Annotated in this window: 17 protein-coding genes; 10 read left to right on the top strand and 7 right to left on the bottom strand. The window is 53.0% G+C overall.

Features of this window, described 5'->3' with window-relative positions; all coding sequences use genetic code 11:
* Positions 1–18: 18 nt before the first annotated feature.
* The 6 genes from citD (at position 19) to dapB (ending at position 5,147) form a co-directional block, all read left to right on the top strand.
* A complete protein-coding gene (citD, locus tag LDB27_RS18450; protein WP_000691461.1) occupies positions 19–312 on the top strand; it encodes a citrate lyase acyl carrier protein in 294 nt (97 codons plus the stop codon).
* Entirely contained in the window at positions 309–1,178 is an 870-nt protein-coding gene (gene citE / locus LDB27_RS18445; protein WP_001247811.1) for a citrate (pro-3S)-lyase subunit beta, read from the top strand. The genes citD and citE overlap by 4 nt, the downstream gene beginning before the upstream one ends.
* Before the next feature lie 10 nt (positions 1,179–1,188).
* A complete protein-coding gene (gene citF, locus LDB27_RS18440) occupies positions 1,189–2,709 on the top strand; it encodes a citrate lyase subunit alpha (RefSeq protein ID WP_000665573.1) in 1,521 nt (506 codons plus the stop codon).
* Entirely contained in the window at positions 2,709–3,260 is a 552-nt protein-coding gene (gene citX / locus LDB27_RS18435; RefSeq protein WP_000679050.1) for a citrate lyase holo-[acyl-carrier protein] synthase, read from the top strand. Before citF ends, citX begins: the two co-directional genes overlap by 1 nt.
* On the top strand, positions 3,238–4,146 hold the full coding sequence (gene citG, locus LDB27_RS18430) for a triphosphoribosyl-dephospho-CoA synthase CitG (RefSeq protein WP_001103238.1): 909 nt from the start codon (positions 3,238–3,240) through the stop codon (positions 4,144–4,146). Before citX ends, citG begins: the two co-directional genes overlap by 23 nt.
* Positions 4,147–4,325: 179 nt before the next feature.
* Positions 4,326–5,147, top strand: coding sequence for a 4-hydroxy-tetrahydrodipicolinate reductase (gene dapB / locus LDB27_RS18425; protein ID WP_000544045.1), 822 nt, complete (start codon positions 4,326–4,328; stop codon positions 5,145–5,147).
* Between the two features lie 126 nt (positions 5,148–5,273).
* On the opposite strand, the gene LDB27_RS18420 is transcribed toward dapB, so the two are convergent.
* Positions 5,274–5,438, bottom strand: a complete 165-nt coding sequence (locus LDB27_RS18420) for a hypothetical protein (RefSeq protein WP_001529894.1) — start codon at positions 5,436–5,438, stop codon at positions 5,274–5,276.
* 746 nt (positions 5,439–6,184) lie between these two features.
* Between LDB27_RS18420 and carA the strand changes: the two genes are divergently transcribed.
* The 3 genes from carA to caiF all read left to right on the top strand — a co-directional run bounded on the left by carA (position 6,185) and on the right by caiF (position 11,248).
* Positions 6,185–7,333, top strand: coding sequence for a glutamine-hydrolyzing carbamoyl-phosphate synthase small subunit (carA, locus tag LDB27_RS18415; protein WP_000597270.1), 1,149 nt, complete (start codon positions 6,185–6,187; stop codon positions 7,331–7,333).
* Positions 7,334–7,351: 18 nt separating this feature from the next.
* Positions 7,352–10,579: a carbamoyl-phosphate synthase large subunit gene (carB, locus tag LDB27_RS18410; RefSeq protein ID WP_001126310.1), complete on the top strand. Its 3,228-nt coding sequence runs from the start codon at positions 7,352–7,354 to the stop codon at positions 10,577–10,579.
* Between the two features lie 273 nt (positions 10,580–10,852).
* The gene (gene caiF, locus LDB27_RS18405; protein ID WP_000333324.1) at positions 10,853–11,248 is read left to right on the top strand and encodes a carnitine metabolism transcriptional regulator CaiF; all 396 of its coding nucleotides are present in this window, start codon (positions 10,853–10,855) and stop codon (positions 11,246–11,248) included.
* A 76-nt stretch (positions 11,249–11,324) separates the two neighbouring features.
* On the opposite strand, the gene caiE is transcribed toward caiF, so the two are convergent.
* The 6 genes from caiE to caiT all read right to left on the bottom strand — a co-directional run bounded on the left by caiE (position 11,325) and on the right by caiT (position 18,509).
* Complete coding sequence (caiE, locus tag LDB27_RS18400) at positions 11,325–11,921, bottom strand: carnitine operon protein CaiE (RefSeq protein WP_000122863.1); 597 nt, start codon at positions 11,919–11,921, stop codon at positions 11,325–11,327.
* A 109-nt stretch (positions 11,922–12,030) separates the two neighbouring features.
* Positions 12,031–12,816, bottom strand: a complete 786-nt coding sequence (gene caiD / locus LDB27_RS18395; protein WP_000004385.1) for a crotonobetainyl-CoA hydratase — start codon at positions 12,814–12,816, stop codon at positions 12,031–12,033.
* 53 nt (positions 12,817–12,869) lie between these two features.
* Positions 12,870–14,423 carry a crotonobetaine/carnitine-CoA ligase gene (gene caiC / locus LDB27_RS18390; protein WP_023137176.1) on the bottom strand — a complete coding sequence of 518 codons (1,554 nt, stop codon included), beginning with the start codon at positions 14,421–14,423 and terminating at the stop codon, positions 12,870–12,872.
* Between the two features lie 62 nt (positions 14,424–14,485).
* Positions 14,486–15,703 carry an L-carnitine CoA-transferase gene (gene caiB, locus LDB27_RS18385; protein ID WP_001016212.1) on the bottom strand — a complete coding sequence of 406 codons (1,218 nt, stop codon included), beginning with the start codon at positions 15,701–15,703 and terminating at the stop codon, positions 14,486–14,488.
* A gap of 111 nt (positions 15,704–15,814) precedes the next feature.
* Positions 15,815–16,957: a crotonobetainyl-CoA dehydrogenase gene (gene caiA, locus LDB27_RS18380; RefSeq protein ID WP_000347134.1), complete on the bottom strand. Its 1,143-nt coding sequence runs from the start codon at positions 16,955–16,957 to the stop codon at positions 15,815–15,817.
* Positions 16,958–16,991: 34 nt separating this feature from the next.
* Entirely contained in the window at positions 16,992–18,509 is a 1,518-nt protein-coding gene (gene caiT, locus LDB27_RS18375; RefSeq protein WP_000787073.1) for an L-carnitine/gamma-butyrobetaine antiporter, read from the bottom strand.
* 480 nt (positions 18,510–18,989) lie between these two features.
* Here caiT and LDB27_RS18370 point away from each other — a divergent pair, with 480 nt between their 5' ends.
* The gene (locus LDB27_RS18370; RefSeq protein ID WP_000692185.1) at positions 18,990–19,760 is read left to right on the top strand and encodes an electron transfer flavoprotein FixA; all 771 of its coding nucleotides are present in this window, start codon (positions 18,990–18,992) and stop codon (positions 19,758–19,760) included.
* The last annotated feature ends 9 nt before the right edge of the window (positions 19,761–19,769 follow it).

The raw sequence follows: 19,769 nt of genomic DNA, 5'->3' as shown, positions 1-19,769 counted from the left end.
TAACAAGGAACATAACTAATGAAAATCATTAAAGATGCCCTGGCAGGCACGCTGGAATCCAGCGATGTGATGATCAGGATTGGTCCATCCAGCGAGCCAGGAATTCGGCTGGAGCTAGAGAGTCTGGTGAAGCAGCAGTTTGGCGCGGCGATTGAGCAAGTCGTGCGCGAAACGCTGGCGAAGCTGGGCGTTGAACGCGCGCTGGTTAGCGTCGATGACAAAGGCGCACTGGAGTGTATTTTACGCGCCCGAGTGCAGGCGGCGGCGCTGCGCGCTGCAGAACAAACGGAAATTCAATGGAGTGCGTTATGAGACCACGTCGCAGTATGTTGTTTATCCCCGGCGCAAATGCGGCCATGTTGAGCACCTCGTTTGTCTATGGTGCGGACGCGGTGATGTTCGACTTAGAAGACGCCGTAGCGTTACGTGAGAAAGATACCGCCCGTCTTTTAGTCCATCACGCGCTTCAACATCCGTTCTATCAGGATGTTGAAAAAGTGGTGCGCATTAATCCACTGAACACGCCGTTTGGTCTGGCCGATCTTGAGGCCGTCGTGCGTGGTGGCGCGGATATTGTGCGTCTGCCGAAAACCGACAGCAAAAACGATGTGCTGGAGCTGGAAGCGCAGGTCGAACGGATCGAACGTGAATGCGGACGCGAGGTCGGCAGTACCAGGCTGATGGCGGCGATCGAATCAGCGAAAGGCGTGGTCAATGCCGTCGACATCGCCACCTCCAGCCCGCGCATGGTGGCAATTGCGCTGGCGGCATTTGATTACGTGATGGATATGGGCACCAGCCGGGGCGATGGCACCGAGCTGTTCTACGCCCGCTGCGCAGTGCTGCACGCGGCGCGTGTTGCGGGTATTGCCGCCTATGATGTTGTTTGGTCGGATATCAATAATGAAGAAGGCTTCCTGAAGGAAGTGCAGTTGGCGAAAGGACTTGGTTTTAACGGTAAGTCCTTAGTGAATCCACGTCAGATTGAGCTGTTACATCAGGCTTATTCTCCGACACGTAAAGAAGTTGAGCATGCGTATGAGGTGATTGCCGCCGCTGAAGAGGCTGAGTCTCGCGGTCTGGGCGTCGTTTCACTCAACGGCAAAATGATTGACGGCCCGATTATCGACCACGCGCGCAAAGTGGTGGCGCTGTCGGCTTCCGGTATTCGTGATTAAGGAAGGAACCATGAAAGAGACTGTAACCATGCTCAACCAGCAATATGTCGTACCGGAAGGATTACAGCCCTACCAGGGGGTAACAGCGAACAGCCCGTGGCTTGCCAGCGAAACGGAAAAGCGTCGGCGTAAAATTTGTGACTCGCTTGAAGAGGCTATCCGTCGTTCCGGGCTTAAAAATGGCATGACGATATCCTTCCACCATGCGTTTCGTGGTGGCGACAAAGTCGTCAATATGGTGATGGCGAAGCTGGCGGAAATGGGATTCCGCGATCTGACGCTTGCCTCCAGCTCATTAATTGATGCCCACTGGCCGCTTATCGAACACATTAAAAATGGCGTGGTGCGGCAGATTTACACCTCCGGGCTGCGCGGCAAGTTAGGGGAAGAGATCTCCGCTGGCCTGATGGAAAACCCGGTACAGATCCACTCTCACGGCGGCCGCGTAAAACTGATTCAGAGCGGTGAGCTGAATATTGATGTCGCTTTCCTCGGCGTGCCGTGCTGCGACGAATTTGGTAATGCGAACGGCTTTAGCGGCAAGTCACGCTGCGGCTCTTTGGGGTATGCGCAGGTTGATGCGCAGTACGCTAAATGTGTGGTGCTCCTGACTGAAGAGTGGGTCGAGTTCCCCAATTATCCGGCCAGTATCGCGCAGGATCAGGTTGATTTGATCGTGCAGGTGGATGAGGTAGGGGATCCGGAAAAAATCACTGCGGGCGCGATTCGTCTGTCCAGCAACCCGCGTGAACTGTTGATCGCCCGACAGGCGGCCAATGTAATCGAACACTCAGGCTATTTTTGTGACGGTTTCTCGCTGCAAACCGGCACCGGTGGCGCATCTCTGGCGGTCACCCGTTTCCTGGAAGACAAAATGCGTCGCCACAACATTACGGCGAGTTTTGGCCTGGGCGGGATCACCGGCACCATGGTGGATCTGCATGAGAAAGGGTTGATCAAAGCGCTGCTGGATACGCAATCATTCGATGGCGATGCAGCCCGTTCGCTGGCGCAGAATCCACATCATATTGAAATCTCAACCAATCAATACGCGAACCCCGCCTCTAAAGGCGCGGCATGCGAACGCCTGAATGTGGTGATGCTGAGCGCACTGGAAATTGACGTGAATTTCAACGTTAACGTGATGACCGGTTCAAACGGCGTACTGCGTGGCGCATCGGGCGGCCATAGCGATACGGCAGCAGGGGCCGATCTCACCATTATTACCGCACCGCTGGTCCGTGGCCGAATCCCATGCGTGGTGGAAAAAGTGCTGACTACCGTCACGCCTGGGGCAAGTGTTGATGTGCTGGTTACCGACCATGGTATTGCGGTGAACCCTGCGCGTCAGGATCTGCTTGATAACCTGCGTGCTGCGGGCGTGGCGCTGATGACCATCGAACAACTGCAACAGCGCGCTGAGCAACTGACCGGTAAACCGCAGCCGATTGAGTTTACCGATCGGGTGGTGGCTGTGGTGCGTTATCGCGACGGTTCAGTGATTGACGTGATTCGCCAGGTTAAAGGCTGATGAAGGGCACAGACCTGCTGTACCAGGGCCAGGCAGTTACGCTGGAGGAGATGCTACAAGCGCGCGATAAACGTGCCGCCAGGCAGCGTCAGGCGTTGAACTGCTATCGGCTACCGTTGATTTCCCTCACGCTGGTTGCACCGGGCGCCGTTAAAAACTCAGCGGTCTGGCGGCGTGTCGCCGATTATGCAATTGCCGAAATACTGGCGCTTTGCGAACAGAAGGAGTGGGTCAACGTCTGGGAAATGCAGGTGAATGAACGCAGCGGCCCGGAATGGATGGCAGCGGTCTGTGCGCCGGCAATGGCGTTGAAACAGCACATGTCGACACTAGAGATGAGCCATCCGTTAGGGCGGCTTTGGGACATCGACATTATTGATAGCGACGGTAAGTCGCTATCACGCCGTGAACTCGGGCATCCTGCCCGGCCATGTTTGATATGCCAGCAGGATGCTCATCTCTGTGCCCGGGGCAAGCATCACACCCTTGACCTTTTGTTGGATGAAATTGCACGAAGGATTGAATGCTATGAACGTGAGCGTTGTGACTGAACGGCGTACGCCAGCGTACTCATCGCTGGCGGCTGGCGAACTTAATGGGTTGGTTGCAAGAGCGCTGCTGACGGAAGCCAGGCTGACACCAAAACCCGGTCTGGTCGATATTCGTAATTCGGGAGCGCATAGGGATATGGATCTGGCGGCATTTGAACGTAGCACTACCGCCATTGCTCCGTGGATGGAAAAGTTTTTTATCATGGGCAACAACACGGCGGCGCTGGCGGCAGAAAATGTCCTGGTGATGCTGCGTCCGCTGGGGATGGCCTGTGAGAACGATATGCTACAGGCGACCAATGGTGTGAATACCCATCGCGGGGCGATTTTCGCTTTTGGCCTGCTGAGCGCAGCGATTGGCCGACTTCTCGCGCGGGGAGAACCGTTGGAGCAAAATCGTATCTGCGACCAGGTTGCCCGCCTGAGTCGGAATATTGTTGCCCACGAGCTCTCAGCAAAAAAAGCGGGAAAACTGACAAAGAGTGAAACCCATTTCCAGTGCTATGGCCTGTCGGGCGCGCGGGGAGAAGCGGAAAGCGGTTTTCGAACCGTCAGAACGCAGGCTTTGCCGGTGTTTAACCGGGTCGTGCAGGAGCATGACGATACCCATCTTGCCCTGCTGCAAACATTGTTGCATCTGATGGCGTGGAATGATGATACCAATCTGGTGTCACGGGGAGGCCTGGAAGGGCTTTACTACGTGCAGCAGCAGGCACAAAAATTGTTGTGGCAAGGGGGCGTATTGGTTGAGGGGGGCATTGAAGCGATGCAGTCCCTCGATGATGAACTCATCCTGCGTAACTTAAGCCCTGGCGGTAGCGCGGATTTACTGGCAGTGACCTGGTTTTTAAGTCATTTTCCTGCCGGTTCCCTCTATCCTGAGTAAGTTTCTCTTCTTTCATTCTCTCCAGCAATGATTCATCCTGCGGGATGAATCATGTCTTTTACTGATATCGCTCCCTGTTTATCATTAATTTCTAATTATCGGCGATTTTAGATGGCGGCCTCCGGGCGCGCTGGTTACTCTGAAAACGGTTTACGCAATTTTTACAAAAGAGAATAGCTATGCATGAAGCACAGATCCGCGTTGCGATTGTCGGCGCCGGTGGCCGCATGGGACGGCAGTTAATCCAGGCCGCCATGGCGATGGAAGGTGTTCAGCTGGGTGCCGCGCTGGAGCGCGAAGGCTCTTCATTGCTGGGTAGCGATGCGGGCGAACTGGCAGGCGTGGGGAAAACGGGCGTCATCATTCAAAGCGATCTGGCGTCGGTCAAAGATGATTTCGATGTTCTGGTCGATTTTACCCGTCCTGAAGGCACACTGGCGCATCTGGCATTCTGCCGTAAACATGGTAAAGGGATGGTGATTGGTACTACCGGCTTTGACGACGCCGGTAAACAGGCCATTCGCGAGGCGTCGCAAGAGATTGCGATCGTTTTCGCCGCAAACTTTAGCGTCGGCGTTAACGTCATGCTCAAGCTGCTGGAGAAAGCCGCGAAGGTAATGGGCGACTACACCGATATTGAAATTATTGAAGCGCACCACCGCCATAAAGTGGATGCACCGTCGGGTACGGCGCTGGCAATGGGCGAGGCAATCGCCGGGGCGCTGGATAAAGATCTGAAGGACTGCGCGGTCTACTCGCGTGAAGGTTATACCGGCGAGCGCGTACCGGGAACGATTGGCTTTGCAACCGTTCGGGCGGGCGACATCGTCGGCGAACATACCGCGATGTTTGCCGATATTGGCGAGCGCGTAGAGATTACGCATAAAGCTTCCAGTCGCATGACGTTTGCAAATGGCGCGTTGCGATCGGCATTATGGCTAAAAACGAAGAAAAATGGGCTATTTGACATGCGGGATGTGCTGGGACTGGATGTACTATAACGACTAAATACCTTCGTGATGTGGTTGTGGTAATCAAGATTAATTGATTACAAAGGGCAATATATTATTGCCCTTTTGTTTTTTGCCCCCCGGTTATTCGGTCAGATAAATAACGCCTTTCACCATTCATGTTTCGACAGTTTCTTCGCCCACGATATGTTCTGCCGTTGTTTTCGCGTTAAGAATAGTCAGTTTAAAGACATCCGGGCCAACGGCATCCATTTGCGTGACGTAATTGCCATTACGATAAATGCGGTTAATTAGTCCTTCAGGCGCATCGGTACGGGCCATTACGTTCAACGGGAAAAATACTGCCTGAACTGATGTTAGTCATATTCAGCCGCAGTGGCTTACCGTATGCAAAAGGCACCTCGACCAGACTGATAAGACTGATATCCATCGTGGGGTTAGCGCTGTTCCTCGGGGGCGTTTTATCTCTTTTGTTTCAATAGGTTAGCTTTTTTATGCTGTAGTGAGGCTGGTTGTGGTTCAATCGTATGCGCTAGTCTTAAAAAAAAAGAAGTTAGACCTTTATATCGCGATTGTGATTCTCATTACATTATCTTAATTTGCTGTTTTTGTCGATTTTTTGATATGTTTGGTTTGTTTTTTATTTTAACAAGTGCTTGATTTTTAAATTGTTTTTATCGTTAATTTGCTTTATTTTGAATTTTTATTCATTTAATGGTATTAGTGGTTATTAAATTAATTTTTATCGTTGTTTTTCGTTGTTTTAATGTGAAATTTGACCATTTGGTCCACTTTTTATCGTTCCAGTCAGCTTTTTTCGAACTCAAGGAAGCGCAAGCGTTTTCTATCGTCACTTAGTTGATCTTTTTGCCTATTAAATAGGATAACTTCCTTATAATGTGCAAAATAACATAAAAAACACCCTCTTTAAGTTGACTTTTATCCGGCTTAACTTCAGAATGCCGCCGTTTGCCAGAAATCCACGGGTAAGCAAATTTGCATTGCTTCATACTGACTGAATGAATTAATATGCAAATAAAGTGAGTGAATATTCTCTGGAGGGTGTTTTGATTAAGTCAGCGCTATTGGTTCTGGAAGACGGAACCCAGTTTCACGGTCGGGCCATTGGGGCAACGGGTTCGGCGGTTGGGGAAGTCGTTTTCAATACTTCAATGACCGGTTATCAAGAAATCCTCACTGATCCTTCCTATTCCCGCCAAATCGTCACTCTTACTTATCCCCATATTGGTAATGTCGGCACCAATGAAGCCGATGAAGAATCTTCTCAGGTACATGCACAAGGTCTGGTAATTCGCGACCTGCCGCTGATTGCCAGCAACTTCCGTAACACCGAAGACCTCTCTTCTTACCTCAAACGGCATAACATTGTGGCGATTGCTGATATCGATACCCGCAAGCTGACGCGTCTGCTGCGTGAGAAAGGTGCACAGAACGGCTGCATCATTGCAGGCGATAGCCCGGATGCGAAGCTGGCGCTGGAAAAAGCGAAAGCATTTCCTGGACTGAACGGTATGGATCTGGCGAAAGAAGTGACCACGGCGGAAACTTACCGCTGGACGCAGGGTAGCTGGACGCTGAAAGACGGTTTACCGGAAGCGAAATCTGAGGATGACCTGCCGTTCCACGTGGTGGCCTACGATTTTGGCGCCAAACGCAACATTCTACGTATGCTGGTGGATCGCGGCTGCCGCCTGACGGTGGTGCCAGCGCAGACCTCTGCTGAAGAGGTGCTGGAAATGAATCCGGACGGCATCTTCCTGTCAAACGGCCCTGGCGACCCGGCCCCGTGCGACTACGCGATTACTGCTATCCAGAAATTCCTCGAAACCGACATTCCTGTGTTCGGCATCTGCCTCGGCCATCAGCTACTGGCGCTGGCGAGCGGTGCGAAGACCGTTAAGATGAAGTTCGGCCATCACGGCGGCAACCATCCGGTAAAAGATATGGACCGAAACGTGGTGATGATCACCGCGCAGAACCACGGCTTTGCGGTGGATGAAGACTCGCTGCCAGCCAACCTGCGCGTGACCCACAAGTCGCTGTTCGACGGCACCCTGCAGGGCATTCACCGTACCGATAAACCGGCGTTCAGCTTCCAGGGCCACCCGGAAGCCAGCCCCGGCCCGCACGATGCTGCACCGCTGTTCGACCACTTTATCGAGCTTATTGAGCAATACCGTCAGTCCGCGAAATAATCAGGAGTAATAAGAGCCATGCCAAAACGTACAGATATAAAAAGCATCCTGATTCTGGGCGCGGGCCCGATTGTTATCGGTCAGGCGTGTGAGTTTGACTACTCCGGCGCTCAGGCGTGTAAAGCGCTGCGCGAAGAGGGTTACCGCGTCATTCTGGTGAACTCCAACCCGGCCACCATCATGACCGACCCGGAAATGGCCGATGCCACCTACATCGAGCCGATTCACTGGGAAGTGGTGCGCAAAATCATTGAAAAAGAGCGTCCGGATGCGGTGCTGCCGACCATGGGCGGCCAGACGGCGCTGAACTGCGCGCTGGAGCTGGAGCGGCAGGGCGTGCTCGAAGAGTTCGGCGTCACCATGATTGGCGCCACCGCCGACGCCATTGATAAAGCCGAAGACCGTCGTCGCTTCGATATCGCGATGAAGAAAATTGGTCTCGACACCGCGCGTTCCGGTATCGCGCACACTATGGAAGAAGCGCTGGCGGTTGCCGCTGATGTGGGCTTCCCGTGCATCATCCGTCCGTCCTTTACCATGGGCGGCACCGGTGGCGGTATCGCTTACAACCGTGAAGAGTTCGAAGAAATCTGCGAACGCGGTCTGGACCTCTCGCCAACCAACGAGCTGCTGATTGATGAATCGCTGATCGGCTGGAAAGAGTACGAGATGGAAGTGGTGCGTGATAAAAACGACAACTGCATCATCGTCTGCTCTATCGAAAACTTCGACGCAATGGGTATCCATACTGGGGACTCGATCACCGTGGCCCCGGCACAGACGCTGACCGACAAAGAATACCAAATCATGCGTAACGCCTCGATGGCGGTACTGCGTGAAATCGGCGTCGAAACTGGCGGTTCTAACGTCCAGTTCGCAGTAAACCCGAAAAACGGTCGTCTGATCGTTATCGAAATGAACCCGCGCGTCTCCCGCTCCTCGGCGCTGGCGTCGAAAGCCACCGGTTTCCCGATTGCCAAAGTGGCCGCCAAACTGGCGGTGGGTTATACCCTCGACGAGCTGATGAACGACATCACCGGTGGCCGTACACCGGCCTCCTTCGAGCCGTCTATCGACTACGTTGTCACCAAAATTCCGCGCTTTAACTTCGAGAAATTCGCCGGTGCCAACGACCGTCTGACCACCCAGATGAAATCGGTTGGTGAAGTGATGGCGATTGGCCGCACGCAGCAGGAATCCCTGCAAAAAGCGCTGCGCGGCCTGGAAGTGGGCGCTACCGGCTTCGACCCGAAAGTCAGCCTCGACGACCCGGAAGCGCTGACTAAAATCCGCCGCGAGCTGAAAGACGCGGGCGCTGATCGTATCTGGTATATCGCCGATGCCTTCCGCGCAGGTCTCTCCGTTGACGGGGTGTTCAACTTGACCAACATCGACCGCTGGTTCCTGGTGCAGATTGAAGAGCTGGTGCGTCTGGAAGAGAAAGTGGCTGAAGTCGGGATTACCGGCCTCAACGCCGACTTCCTGCGTCAGCTCAAGCGCAAAGGTTTTGCCGATGCGCGTCTGGCGAAACTGGCGGGCGTGCGCGAGGCGGAAATCCGCAAGCTACGCGACCAGTATGACCTGCACCCGGTCTACAAGCGTGTGGATACCTGCGCGGCGGAATTCGCCACCGATACCGCCTATATGTACTCCACTTATGAAGATGAGTGCGAAGCGAACCCGTCCGTTGATCGCGATAAAATCATGGTCCTCGGCGGCGGCCCGAACCGTATCGGCCAGGGCATCGAATTTGACTACTGCTGCGTACACGCCTCGCTGGCGCTGCGCGAAGACGGTTACGAAACCATTATGGTCAACTGTAACCCGGAAACCGTCTCCACCGACTACGACACTTCCGACCGTCTGTACTTCGAGCCGGTGACGCTGGAAGACGTGCTGGAAATCGTGCGCATCGAGAAGCCGAAAGGCGTTATCGTGCAGTACGGCGGCCAGACGCCGCTGAAGCTGGCGCGCGCGCTGGAAGCGGCAGGCGTGCCGGTTATCGGCACCAGCCCGGACGCCATCGACCGCGCGGAAGACCGTGAACGCTTCCAGCATGCGGTTGACCGTCTGAAGCTGAAGCAACCGGCCAACGCCACCGTCACCGCCATTGAACAAGCGGTTGAGAAGGCGAAAGAAATTGGCTACCCGCTGGTGGTACGTCCTTCTTACGTGCTGGGCGGTCGGGCGATGGAAATTGTCTACGACGAAGCCGACCTGCGTCGCTACTTCCAGACCGCAGTCAGCGTCTCTAACGATGCGCCGGTACTGCTGGACCGCTTCCTTGATGATGCGGTTGAAGTGGACGTGGACGCTATCTGCGACGGCGAAATGGTGCTGATTGGCGGCATCATGGAGCACATCGAGCAGGCTGGCGTACACTCCGGCGACTCCGCCTGTTCCCTGCCGGCCTACACGCTGAGCCAGGAAATTCAAGACGTGATGCGCCAGCAGGTGCAGAAGCTGGCTTTCGAGTTGCAGGTGCGCGGCCTGATGAACGTGCAGTTTGCGGTGAAAGACAACGAAGTCTATCTGATTGAAGTCAACCCGCGTGCGGCGCGTACCGTACCGTTCGTCTCCAAAGCCACCGGCGTGCCGCTGGCGAAAGTAGCGGCGCGCGTGATGGCCGGCAAATCGCTGACCGAGCAGGGCGTGACCCAAGAAATTATCCCGCCGTACTACTCGGTGAAAGAAGTGGTGCTGCCGTTCAACAAATTCCCCGGCGTTGACCCGCTGTTAGGGCCAGAAATGCGCTCTACCGGGGAAGTGATGGGCGTCGGTCGTACCTTCGCGGAAGCGTTCGCCAAGGCACAGTTGGGCAGTAACTCCACGATGAAGAAACAGGGCCGTGCGCTGCTCTCCGTTCGCGAAGGCGACAAAGAGCGCGTGGTGGATCTCGCGGCCAAGCTGCTGAAACAGGGCTTTGAGCTGGATGCCACTCACGGTACGGCGATTGTGCTGGGCGAAGCCGGTATCAACCCGCGTCTGGTGAACAAGGTGCACGAAGGTCGTCCGCACATTCAGGACCGCATCAAGAATGGCGAATATACCTATATCATCAATACCACCGCAGGCCGCCGCGCGATTGAAGACTCCAGGGTGATTCGTCGTAGCGCGCTGCAGTATAAAGTGCATTATGACACCACGCTGAACGGCGGTTTTGCAACGACGATGGCGCTCAATGCCGATGCCACCGAGAAGGTAACCTCGGTGCAGGAAATGCACGCGCAGATCAAAAAGTCGTAAATAAAGAGTCCGGTGGATATTGCTCTAACCGGACCTGTAATATAATTCTGAAAGGGTTTCTGTAAAGAAACCCTTTTTTTATCTTGCGTAAGGTCATTCCTGGAGAAGTCCGTTTCCGTAACCACATTTTCTATGTAATAAGCACGATATTGCTCACACTAATCAATATTTAAGTCGCATACTATCTTGCATATCCACAATTTTAATATGGCTTAGTTTTTATTAGTTTGGACAGGCCGTAGCCAGATTTTTAATTTGTGAAATGGTGTGCTTATGTGTGAAAAATATGTTGAAAGACCGCTTTATTTGTTAATTGCTGACTGGATGATGGCAGAGAACCGATGGATCACGGCCAGGGAGATTTCCCGTCAATTTGATATTGAACACTGCAAAGCAATTAATACGCTCTCCTATATTCTGTCAGAAGTGGGGGAAATTGTTTGTGAAGTGAAGATGATCCCTAACCAGATTGCAGGACGAGGCTGCCAGTGCCAGCGTCTGGTGAAAGTCGTGAGTATCGACTCTCAACTCTATCGCCGATTGAATCATAATTTGCAGGAAAGAAAAGTGAGCGTGGCGAAAGCGCCGCGACTGTCTGCCGTTCCCCCCACAGAGCTAAACCGTGAGCAGAAATGGCAGATGATGCTCTCCAAGAGTATGCGTCGCTAATTGTCTGTTTACCTGATGGCGGGGTAAACGGTAATTGACGCGTAGGCCGGATAAGCGTGAGCGCATCCGGCATCAATTACTGTGCTGATTTTGGCTTCACGTCCGTCGTGCCTTTCAGGCGCGGCCGGTTTTCTTCGACCTGCGTTAACGGCTTCGTTTCAGATAACCCCGTTCGACAACGGATCGCAAGATCCTGATATTCTTTAGTGTTGAGGCGTTTCCAGTGCAGCTCCTGGTCCGTAACCTGGCGTAGTACGCGCGCCGGTGATCCCACCAGCAGTTGCCTTGCCTCACCCTGAAATCCGGCTTTGACAAAACTCATGGCGGCGACAATGCTCTCTTCGCCAATCACTGCGCCGTCCATAATGACGCTATTCATGCCGACCAGGGCGTCCCGTCCCACCACGCAGCCATGTAGAATAGCGCCGTGGCCGATATGGCCGTTTTCATGCACGATGGTATCGGTATCGCAGTAGCCATGCATAATGCAGCCATCCTGCAGATTAGAGCCTGCCTCCAGGATCAGGCGACCATAATCCCCACGCAATGACGCGAGTGGGCCAATATAAACACCAGCACCCACGATGACATCGCCAATCAGCACGGCGCTGGGATGGACAAACGCGTCCGGGTGCACCACCGGGATCAGTCCTTCAAAGGCGTAATAGCTCATGGTTGTACCTCGGTTTTTTTGCCGGATGGCGGCGTAAACACCTTATCCGGCCTACGGTTGCGCATGTGCTGTAGGCCGGATAAGCGAAGCGCCATCCGGCATAGTCACATTAACGACCCTTCCACACCGGATCGCGTTTTTCGGCAAATGCCTGCGGTCCTTCGAGCGCATCTTCTGAATGCAGTACCGACGGATAATGTTTCAGCACGCCGCTGCGGATGTAGCGGTAGCCTTCTTCTACCGGCATTTCGCTGGTCGCGCGATAAATCTCTTTCAGCGCCGCGATAGCCAGCGGGGCGCTATTGACCAGTTGTTGCGCCAGTTCGCGCGCGCTCTCCATCAGTTCGCTCTGGCTGACAACGCGGTTCACGACTCCCCAACGCAGCGCTTCTTCGGCGCTCATTCGTCTGCCGGTCATCACCATTTCGTTGACGATAGCCGGTGGCAGCAGCTTAGGCAGACGCAATACGCCGCCGCTGTCAGGCACGATGCCGAGCTTTGCTTCCGGCAGCGCGAAGCTGGCGTTTTCGGCGCAGACAATAAAGTCCGCCGCCAGCGCCAGCTCAAAACCGCCGCCAAACGCGTAGCCGTTCACCGCGGCGATAACCGGCTTATCGAGGTCAAATATTTCGGTTAAACCGGCAAAGCCGCCGGGACCAAAATCAGCATCCGGCGCTTCACCTTCCGCTGCCGCTTTTAAGTCCCAGCCAGCAGAAAAGAATTTCTCCCCGCCGCCGGTAATGATTGCTACGCGTAATTCCGGATCGTCACGGAAATTAAGAAAAGCTTCACCCATTGCAAAGCTGGTTTTGGCGTCAATGGCATTCGCTTTAGGTCGGTCAAGGGTAATTTCCAGGATCGGGCCGTTACGGGTCAGATGTAATGACTCACTCATAGTTCATCTCCAGATAAATAGTTTCCCGGCGGGAGGGATTCCTGCCGGAAGGTTTATTTCAGATTTTTTTTGATTATTTTTCCTGAACAGTTGCGTGGCAGGTCAGTTCTGATCTCCATAAAAGAGGGAACCTTGAATTTCGCCATATTGTTTTCGCAAAAGCTGAAAAACTCGGCTTCGCTTAATGTTTCACCTTCATTAAGGACGATAAACGCTTTAATGGCTTCATCACGGATCGCATCTTTAATACCGACCACCACAATGTCCTGAATTTTCGGATGTGCAGAAATAATATTTTCCAGCTCGACGCAGGAGACATTTTCTCCGCCACGTTTAATCATGTTGCAGCGTCTGTCGACAAAATAGAAATAGCCATCCTCATCCTGGTAACCCGAATCACCGGTATGTAACCAGCCCTCTGGTTCCAGCGCCCTGGCGGTTGCTTCCGGCTGCATGTAATACTCTTTGAAGATAGTCTTGCCGGGGATGCCTTTAATACAGATTTCGCCAATTTCTCCGGCGGGCAGCGGGCGATTTTGATCGTCGCGAATTTCAGCTTCATAGCTAAAACCCACGCGACCAATGGAAGGCCAGCGCCGTTTGTCTCCGGGACGGTCGCCAATAATTCCGACAATGGTTTCAGTCATACCATAAGAGGTCAGCAGCCTGACGCCAAAGCGTTCGGTAAAGGCGTCTTTTTCCTGCGCGGATAGATTGAGATAGAACATCACTTCACGCAGATGATGCTGCCTGTCCGTTGGTGCGGAGGGCTGAACCATCAGCGTGCGGATCATCATCGGGATGCACTCGGTCACCGTCGCCTGATATTTACGTACCTGATCCCAGAAGGCCCGGGCGCTGTACTTTTCCAGGAGCACAAAGGTACTGCCGGCGGAAAAGGCTGGCATTGCGGCGGTACACTGGCAGTCGATATGAAAAGCGGGCATCACCGTCATGTACACGTCATCATCGCGCAGGGCGATTTGCCAGGCAGAGTAGTAGCCTGCAAAACGCAGGTTATAGTGGGTAATCACCACCCCTTTTGGACGCGAGGTGGTACCGGAGGTAAACAGAATTTCCGCCGTATCGTCAGTGGATAACGCGGGCGTATAGCACAGCGTGGCCGACTGGCGTGCTTGTAGTTGGGTAAAGTGACTCACGCCATCGTCAGCCGGAAGCTGCTCGCCAATCAGACAGATATGATTAAGCGGAGTGCTCTTGTCCTGGCGTATTTCACGGTACATAGGATAAAACTGGACGCTGGTAACCAGCAGACTCACCTGGCTGTTTTGCAGGATCCAGGCGCTTTCTTCGCCCAGTAAGCGGGCATTAATCGGCACCATAATGGCGCCGATTTTTGCCAGTCCAAACCAGCAAAAGATGAATTCCGGACAGTTATCCAGATGCAGCGCGACCCTATCACCCTTGCGGATCCCTAAGGAGTAAAAAAGGTTCGCCGTGCGGTTAATCTCTTCATTGAGCGAAGCATAGCTAAACTGCCGAACGATTCCCTCACAGGATTCGAAAATTAACGCCGTTTTATCTCCGTACACCCCGGCCAGGTCGTCCCACATCTGACGTAAGTTTTGTCCGCCAACGATATCCATATTGCTTTATCCACTGAAATCAGGCGTGAGCGCTAACCGGAAACCCGATTAGCGCATCGCGTTTAATCCTCAACTTTGGCCAGGCCTTTGCCGACCAGTTCCTTAATATCTGCTTCGCTATAACCAATGTTTTTCAGAATGGCGGCGGTATCCATGCCGTGTGACGGCATGCCACGCCAGATTTTCCCCGGGTTGTTTTTAAATTTCGGCATGATGTTCGGCCCCTTACAGGTGCGACCGTCCATTGTTTGCCACTGAGTAATCGATTCGCGGGCAACGTACTGCGGATTACCTTCCAGTTCCGGAATGGTGAGCACCTTCGCACAGGCGATATTCAGCTCAGCAAAGCGCGCCTGAACGTCGGCGATAGTGTGTGTTGCCAGCCAGGCGTCCAGTTTCTCTTCGACGAGCGGGCCGTAAGGGCATTCCACGCGATGGATGAGCTGCGTGCCTTCCGGAACTTCCGGCGTACCGAGAATGTGGGCCAGGCCAATATCTTTAAAACACTCGTTGATTTGCGTGATGCCGACCAACTCCATGACGATGTAACCATCGGCGCATTTATACAGGCCGCAACCGGCGTAGTAGGGGTCTTTCCCTTTCGTCATACGTGGACAGATTTCGCCGCCGTTGAAGTAGTCCATCATGAAGTACTGACCCATGCGCAGCATCACTTCGTACATGGCGATATCGATGCTTTCACCTTTACCCGTTTCGCGTACTTTGTGCAGGGCTGCCAGCGCGGCTGTCGTCGCGGTCATCCCGGAGAAGTAATCGGCGGTATACGGGAAGGCTGGCATCGGCTGATCAACGTCGCCGTTTTGGATCAGATAACCACTGAATGCCTGCGCGATGGTGTTATACGCCGGAAGATTGGTGTACTCCTCGGTACCATACTGGCCGAAGCCGGAAAGGTGGGCAATGACCAGTTTCGGGTTATGTTCCCACAGCACTTCATCGGTAATACCGCGGCGGGCAAAGGCCGGACCTTTACTGGCTTCAATGAAAATATCGGTGGTTTCCATCAGCTTCAGAAACGCTTCCCGGCCTTCATCTTTGAAAATATTCAGCGACAGGGCGTGCAGGTTACGGCGTGAGAGCTGCGGATAGTTAGGCTGCACGCGGATGGTATCGGCCCATGCGACGTTTTCAATCCAGATAACCTCAGCGCCCCATTCGGCGAACATCTGTCCGGCGAACGGACCGGCGATTTCGATTCCTGAAAAAACAACGCGTACCCCAGCAAGCGGGCCAAAGGTTGGCATTGGTAAATGATTCATCATTTTTCTCCTGGCATTTTTTGCGGTATGTAGGCCGGATAAGCACAGCGCCATCCGGCATGATTGCCTGATGGCGACGCCCCGCGTCTTATCAGGCCTACAAGGGATCGATTAGCGGTATTGCTTGAGTACCGCACGACCCAACGTCAGGATCTGCATTTCGTCAGAACCACCAGAAACACGGTCAACGCGCAGGTCACGCCAGAAACGCGTGATGCGGTGGTTGCCCGCGATACCAACACCTCCCAGTACCTGCATGGCGGTGTCTACCACTTCAAACGCGGCGTTGGCGCAGAAGTATTTGCACATGGCCGCGTCGCCGGAGGTAATCGTGCCGTTATCTGCTTTCCACGCGGCTTCCAGCAGCATATTTTTCATGGAGTTCAGTTTGATCGCCATATGCGCAAACTTCTCCTGAATCAGCTGGAAACGACCAATAGCTTCACCAAACTGCACGCGCTGATTAGCGTAACGCGCCGCGTCTTCAAAAGCGCACATTGCGGTACCGTAGTTGGTCAGCGCGACGAGGAAGCGCTCATGGTCAAACTCTTCTTTCACGCGGTTGAAGCCGTTACCTTCCCGACCGAACATGTCTTTTTCGTCCAGTTCAACGTCATCAAAGGTGATTTCACAGCAGCTATCCATGCGCAGACCGAGTTTCTCCAGTTTGTTGACCTTGATACCCGCTTTGCTCATGTCCACAAACCACTCGGTGTAAACCGGTTTATCCGGCGATGCACCGTCTCTCGCCATGACCACGATGTACGGGGTATAGGCGCTACTGGTGATAAAGCACTTACTGCCATTGAGATAAACCTTACCATTTTTGCGTGTATAAGTGGTTTTCAGACTACCAACATCCGATCCCGCTCCCGGTTCGGTGATAGCAGAGTTCCACATCTGCTTACCGGTGCCCCGGAACGCCATGATTTTATCAATTTGCTCCTGAGTCCCTTCACGCAGGAAAGTGTTAAAACCTCCCGGCAATTGGTACAACACGTAAGTTGGCGCGCCAAGACGTCCCAGCTCCATCCAGACGGCGGCGACGGTAACAAAACCCGCTTCCAGACCGCCGTGTTCTTCCGGGATCAGCAGGCTATCAATACCCATATCCGCCAGCGCTTTTACAAAACGCTCAGGGTAGACGCTGTCACGATCGCACTCGGCAAAATAAGCTTCCCAGTTCTCACTGGCCATCAGTTCGCGAATACCGGCGACAAACAGCTCCTGTTCGTCATTTAAGTTGAAATCCATCTTTCAGCCTCTTGATCAATTGGGTTAATAAGAATTACTTGTCTTTCCAGTGCACTTTGGCGTCTTTAATAAAGGACAGCGTCACCATAATGTTGACGAAGAACAGCGGGCATCCTCCGGCGATAATCGCGGTCTGAATCGGCTTCAACCCACCCAGCGCCAGCAGAACGATACCGATGATGCCGACCAGCACCGACCAGCCGATACGCACTAACAGAGGCGGCTCTTCACCATCGCGAACTTCACGACAGGTCGACATCGCCAGGGTGTAAGAGCAGGCGTTAATCAGCGTGACGGTGGCAATAAAGCAGAGGATGAAGAAGCCCCACATGGTGGCGGTGCTGAGCGGCAAGGCGGCCCAGGTTTCGATAATGGCGCGCGCCACGCCGTGTTGTTCAATCAACTGCGGAATGTTGAGGATGTTTTTATCCATCAGCAGCAGCGTGTTGCTGCCCAGCACTGTCCACAGGATCCAGGTAGACGCGGTCAGACCCATCACCATCCCGAAGCACAGTTCACGTACGGTACGACCACGGGAAATACGGGCCAGGAAGATACTCATCTGGATGGCGTAAATAACCCACCACGCCCAGTAGAAAACAGTCCAGCCCTGTGGGAAGCCGCCTTTACCGATGGCGTCGGTATAGAACAGCATCCGTGGCAGGTGCATTAACAGCATCCCGACGGAGTCGGTGAAGTAGTTCATGATGAAGCTGGCGCCGCTGACGATAAACACCCAGCCGAGCATCAGGAAGCTCAGGTAGCTACGCACATCGCTGGCGATTCTGACCCCTTTTTGCAGGCCGCAGGCCACGCAAATCGCGTTCAGAATGATCCAGCAGGTAATGATGATGGCATCCAATTGCAGCGTATGCGGAATACCGAACAGCCATTGCATACACTCGGTGACCAGCGGGGTAGCCAGACCGAGGCTGGTGCCCATCGCGAAGATCAGCGCCACCAGGTAGAAGTTATCGACGATGGTACCGAACAACCCTTTCGCATGCTTTTCACCGACGAGCGGTACTAGCGTGGAGCTGGGGCGGATGACATCCATCTTGCGTACAAAGAAGAAGTAGGCGAAAGCCACGGAAAGGAAGCTATAGGTTGCCCACGGTAGCGGCCCCCAGTGGAACAGGCTGTACGCCAGACCTATCTCTTTCGCGCCGGTGGAATTGGGTTCCAGGCCGAACGGCGGGGTGGAGATATAGTAGTAGATCTCAATAGAGCCCCAGAACAGAACTGCAGCGGATGTACAGGAGGCGAACATCATGAAAATCCAGCTGGCGGTGCTAAACTCCGGTTTTTCGTCACCTAATCTCTTTTTGGCATAGGGGCCAAAAACCAGCCAGAACCAGCCGAAGAGCATGACGACCATATACCATTCAAATGCCCAACCCCAGACGTTGGTGACATAACTGAATACCGCATTAATAACGACGTTAGCGGCATCAAGATCTCTGACTGTTAGCCAGCAAAGTATCCCGACAATTATTAATGGCGGAAAAAAAACCTTCGGTTCAATTCCCGATTTTTTCTTTTCATTTTTCATAAGTGAATTCCAGTGTGAAAACGAAATTTATTTAGCGTGCCAGTCCATGAACGTTTGTTTATTTATTATTAATGATTTGTTGATAAGTTTTTAACCTCTGGGACGCCTCAATGAGTAACTCATGATGGGTATTCACTTCGGGTGATTCTGTTATCTTCGTCACACTTTTTTGCGTTGATTATTTTGTGTCTAAATTTTGATTTTTGCTTTATTTATCAATTAGTTGGTTGTGGTTTTTTAACTTTTTTAAGTATCTGACGTTCAATATTGTTGAGCCAGCAAACAATATTGAAAATTTTCATATTTGGCATATTTCTTTCAATATTGGTGAGGTGCGTAACACTATTGAAAGTTACGAATATCAATGTGTGACATTTTCAATATTGGTGATTAAGGTTTTATTTCCGAATTAAAGAGCGTGATATCTGTATTTAACACCGCCGATATAAATACGTTTCCTTCATGATTTCTGGAGATGCAATGAAGATAATTACTTGCTACAAATGCGTACCTGATGAGCAGGATATTGCGATTAATAATGCTGACGGAACACTCGATTTCAGCAAAGCGGATAGCAAAATCAGCCAATATGATCTGAATGCAATTGAAGCTGCTTGCCAGTTAAAACAGCAGTTGGGAGACGCTCAGGTTGTCGCCATGAGCGTTGGCGGCAAAGCGCTGACTAATGCAAAAGGGCGCAAAGATGTCCTCTCTCGTGGCCCTGATGAACTGATTGTGGTCATTGACGATCAATTTGAGCAGGCGCTGCCGCAACACACCGCTACCGCGCTGGCCGCTGCCGCGCAAAAATCAGGTTTCGATCTGCTTATCTGCGGCGACGGTTCTTCCGATCTTTATGCTCAGCAGGTTGGTTTGCTGGTGGGCGAAGCGTTGAACATTCCGGCGATTAACGGCGTGAGTAAGATCCTCTCTCTTACCGACAGCACATTGACGGTAGAACGCGAACTGGAAGATGAAGTTGAAACGCTGAGCATCCCGCTCCCGGCGGTGATCGCGGTTTCCACCGACATTAACACCCCACAAATCCCTTCGATGAAAGCCATTCTTGGCGCGGCGAAAAAACCGGTTCAGGTCTGGTCGCCTGCGGATATCGGGCTGAACAGCGTACCCGCGTATTCCGCACAACAGGTTGCCGCACCGAAGCAGCGCGAGCGTCAGCGTGTGGTGATTGAAGGTGACGGTGAAGAACAAATCGCCGCGTTTGTCGAGAATCTGCGCAAAATCATTTAATTATCAGGG

It is taken from the genome of Salmonella sp. JXY0409-18 (assembly GCF_020268625.1).
GTDB classification, from domain to species: domain Bacteria; phylum Pseudomonadota; class Gammaproteobacteria; order Enterobacterales; family Enterobacteriaceae; genus Salmonella; species Salmonella enterica.
This window is presented reverse-complemented; position numbering and strand designations above follow the sequence as displayed.

What these genes read in the sequence shown, in the direction of transcription:
- citG (WP_001103238.1), top strand. Translation starts at nt 3,238, where the DNA reads ATGAACGTGAGCGTTGTGACTGAACGGCGTACGCCAGCGTACTCATCG.
- citE (WP_001247811.1), top strand. Translation starts at nt 309, where the DNA reads ATGAGACCACGTCGCAGTATGTTGTTTATCCCCGGCGCAAATGCGGCC.
- caiB (WP_001016212.1), bottom strand. Translation starts at nt 15,703, where the DNA reads ATGAATCATTTACCAATGCCAACCTTTGGCCCGCTTGCTGGGGTACGC.
- caiC (WP_023137176.1), bottom strand. Translation starts at nt 14,423, where the DNA reads ATGGATATCGTTGGCGGACAAAACTTACGTCAGATGTGGGACGACCTG.
- citF (WP_000665573.1), top strand. Translation starts at nt 1,189, where the DNA reads ATGAAAGAGACTGTAACCATGCTCAACCAGCAATATGTCGTACCGGAA.
- caiT (WP_000787073.1), bottom strand. Translation starts at nt 18,509, where the DNA reads ATGAAAAATGAAAAGAAAAAATCGGGAATTGAACCGAAGGTTTTTTTT.
- caiF (WP_000333324.1), top strand. Translation starts at nt 10,853, where the DNA reads ATGTGTGAAAAATATGTTGAAAGACCGCTTTATTTGTTAATTGCTGAC.
- carB (WP_001126310.1), top strand. Translation starts at nt 7,352, where the DNA reads ATGCCAAAACGTACAGATATAAAAAGCATCCTGATTCTGGGCGCGGGC.
- citX (WP_000679050.1), top strand. Translation starts at nt 2,709, where the DNA reads ATGAAGGGCACAGACCTGCTGTACCAGGGCCAGGCAGTTACGCTGGAG.
- caiA (WP_000347134.1), bottom strand. Translation starts at nt 16,957, where the DNA reads ATGGATTTCAACTTAAATGACGAACAGGAGCTGTTTGTCGCCGGTATT.
- citD (WP_000691461.1), top strand. Translation starts at nt 19, where the DNA reads ATGAAAATCATTAAAGATGCCCTGGCAGGCACGCTGGAATCCAGCGAT.
- caiE (WP_000122863.1), bottom strand. Translation starts at nt 11,921, where the DNA reads ATGAGCTATTACGCCTTTGAAGGACTGATCCCGGTGGTGCACCCGGAC.
- LDB27_RS18420 (WP_001529894.1), bottom strand. Translation starts at nt 5,438, where the DNA reads ATGGCCCGTACCGATGCGCCTGAAGGACTAATTAACCGCATTTATCGT.
- LDB27_RS18370 (WP_000692185.1), top strand. Translation starts at nt 18,990, where the DNA reads ATGAAGATAATTACTTGCTACAAATGCGTACCTGATGAGCAGGATATT.
- dapB (WP_000544045.1), top strand. Translation starts at nt 4,326, where the DNA reads ATGCATGAAGCACAGATCCGCGTTGCGATTGTCGGCGCCGGTGGCCGC.
- caiD (WP_000004385.1), bottom strand. Translation starts at nt 12,816, where the DNA reads ATGAGTGAGTCATTACATCTGACCCGTAACGGCCCGATCCTGGAAATT.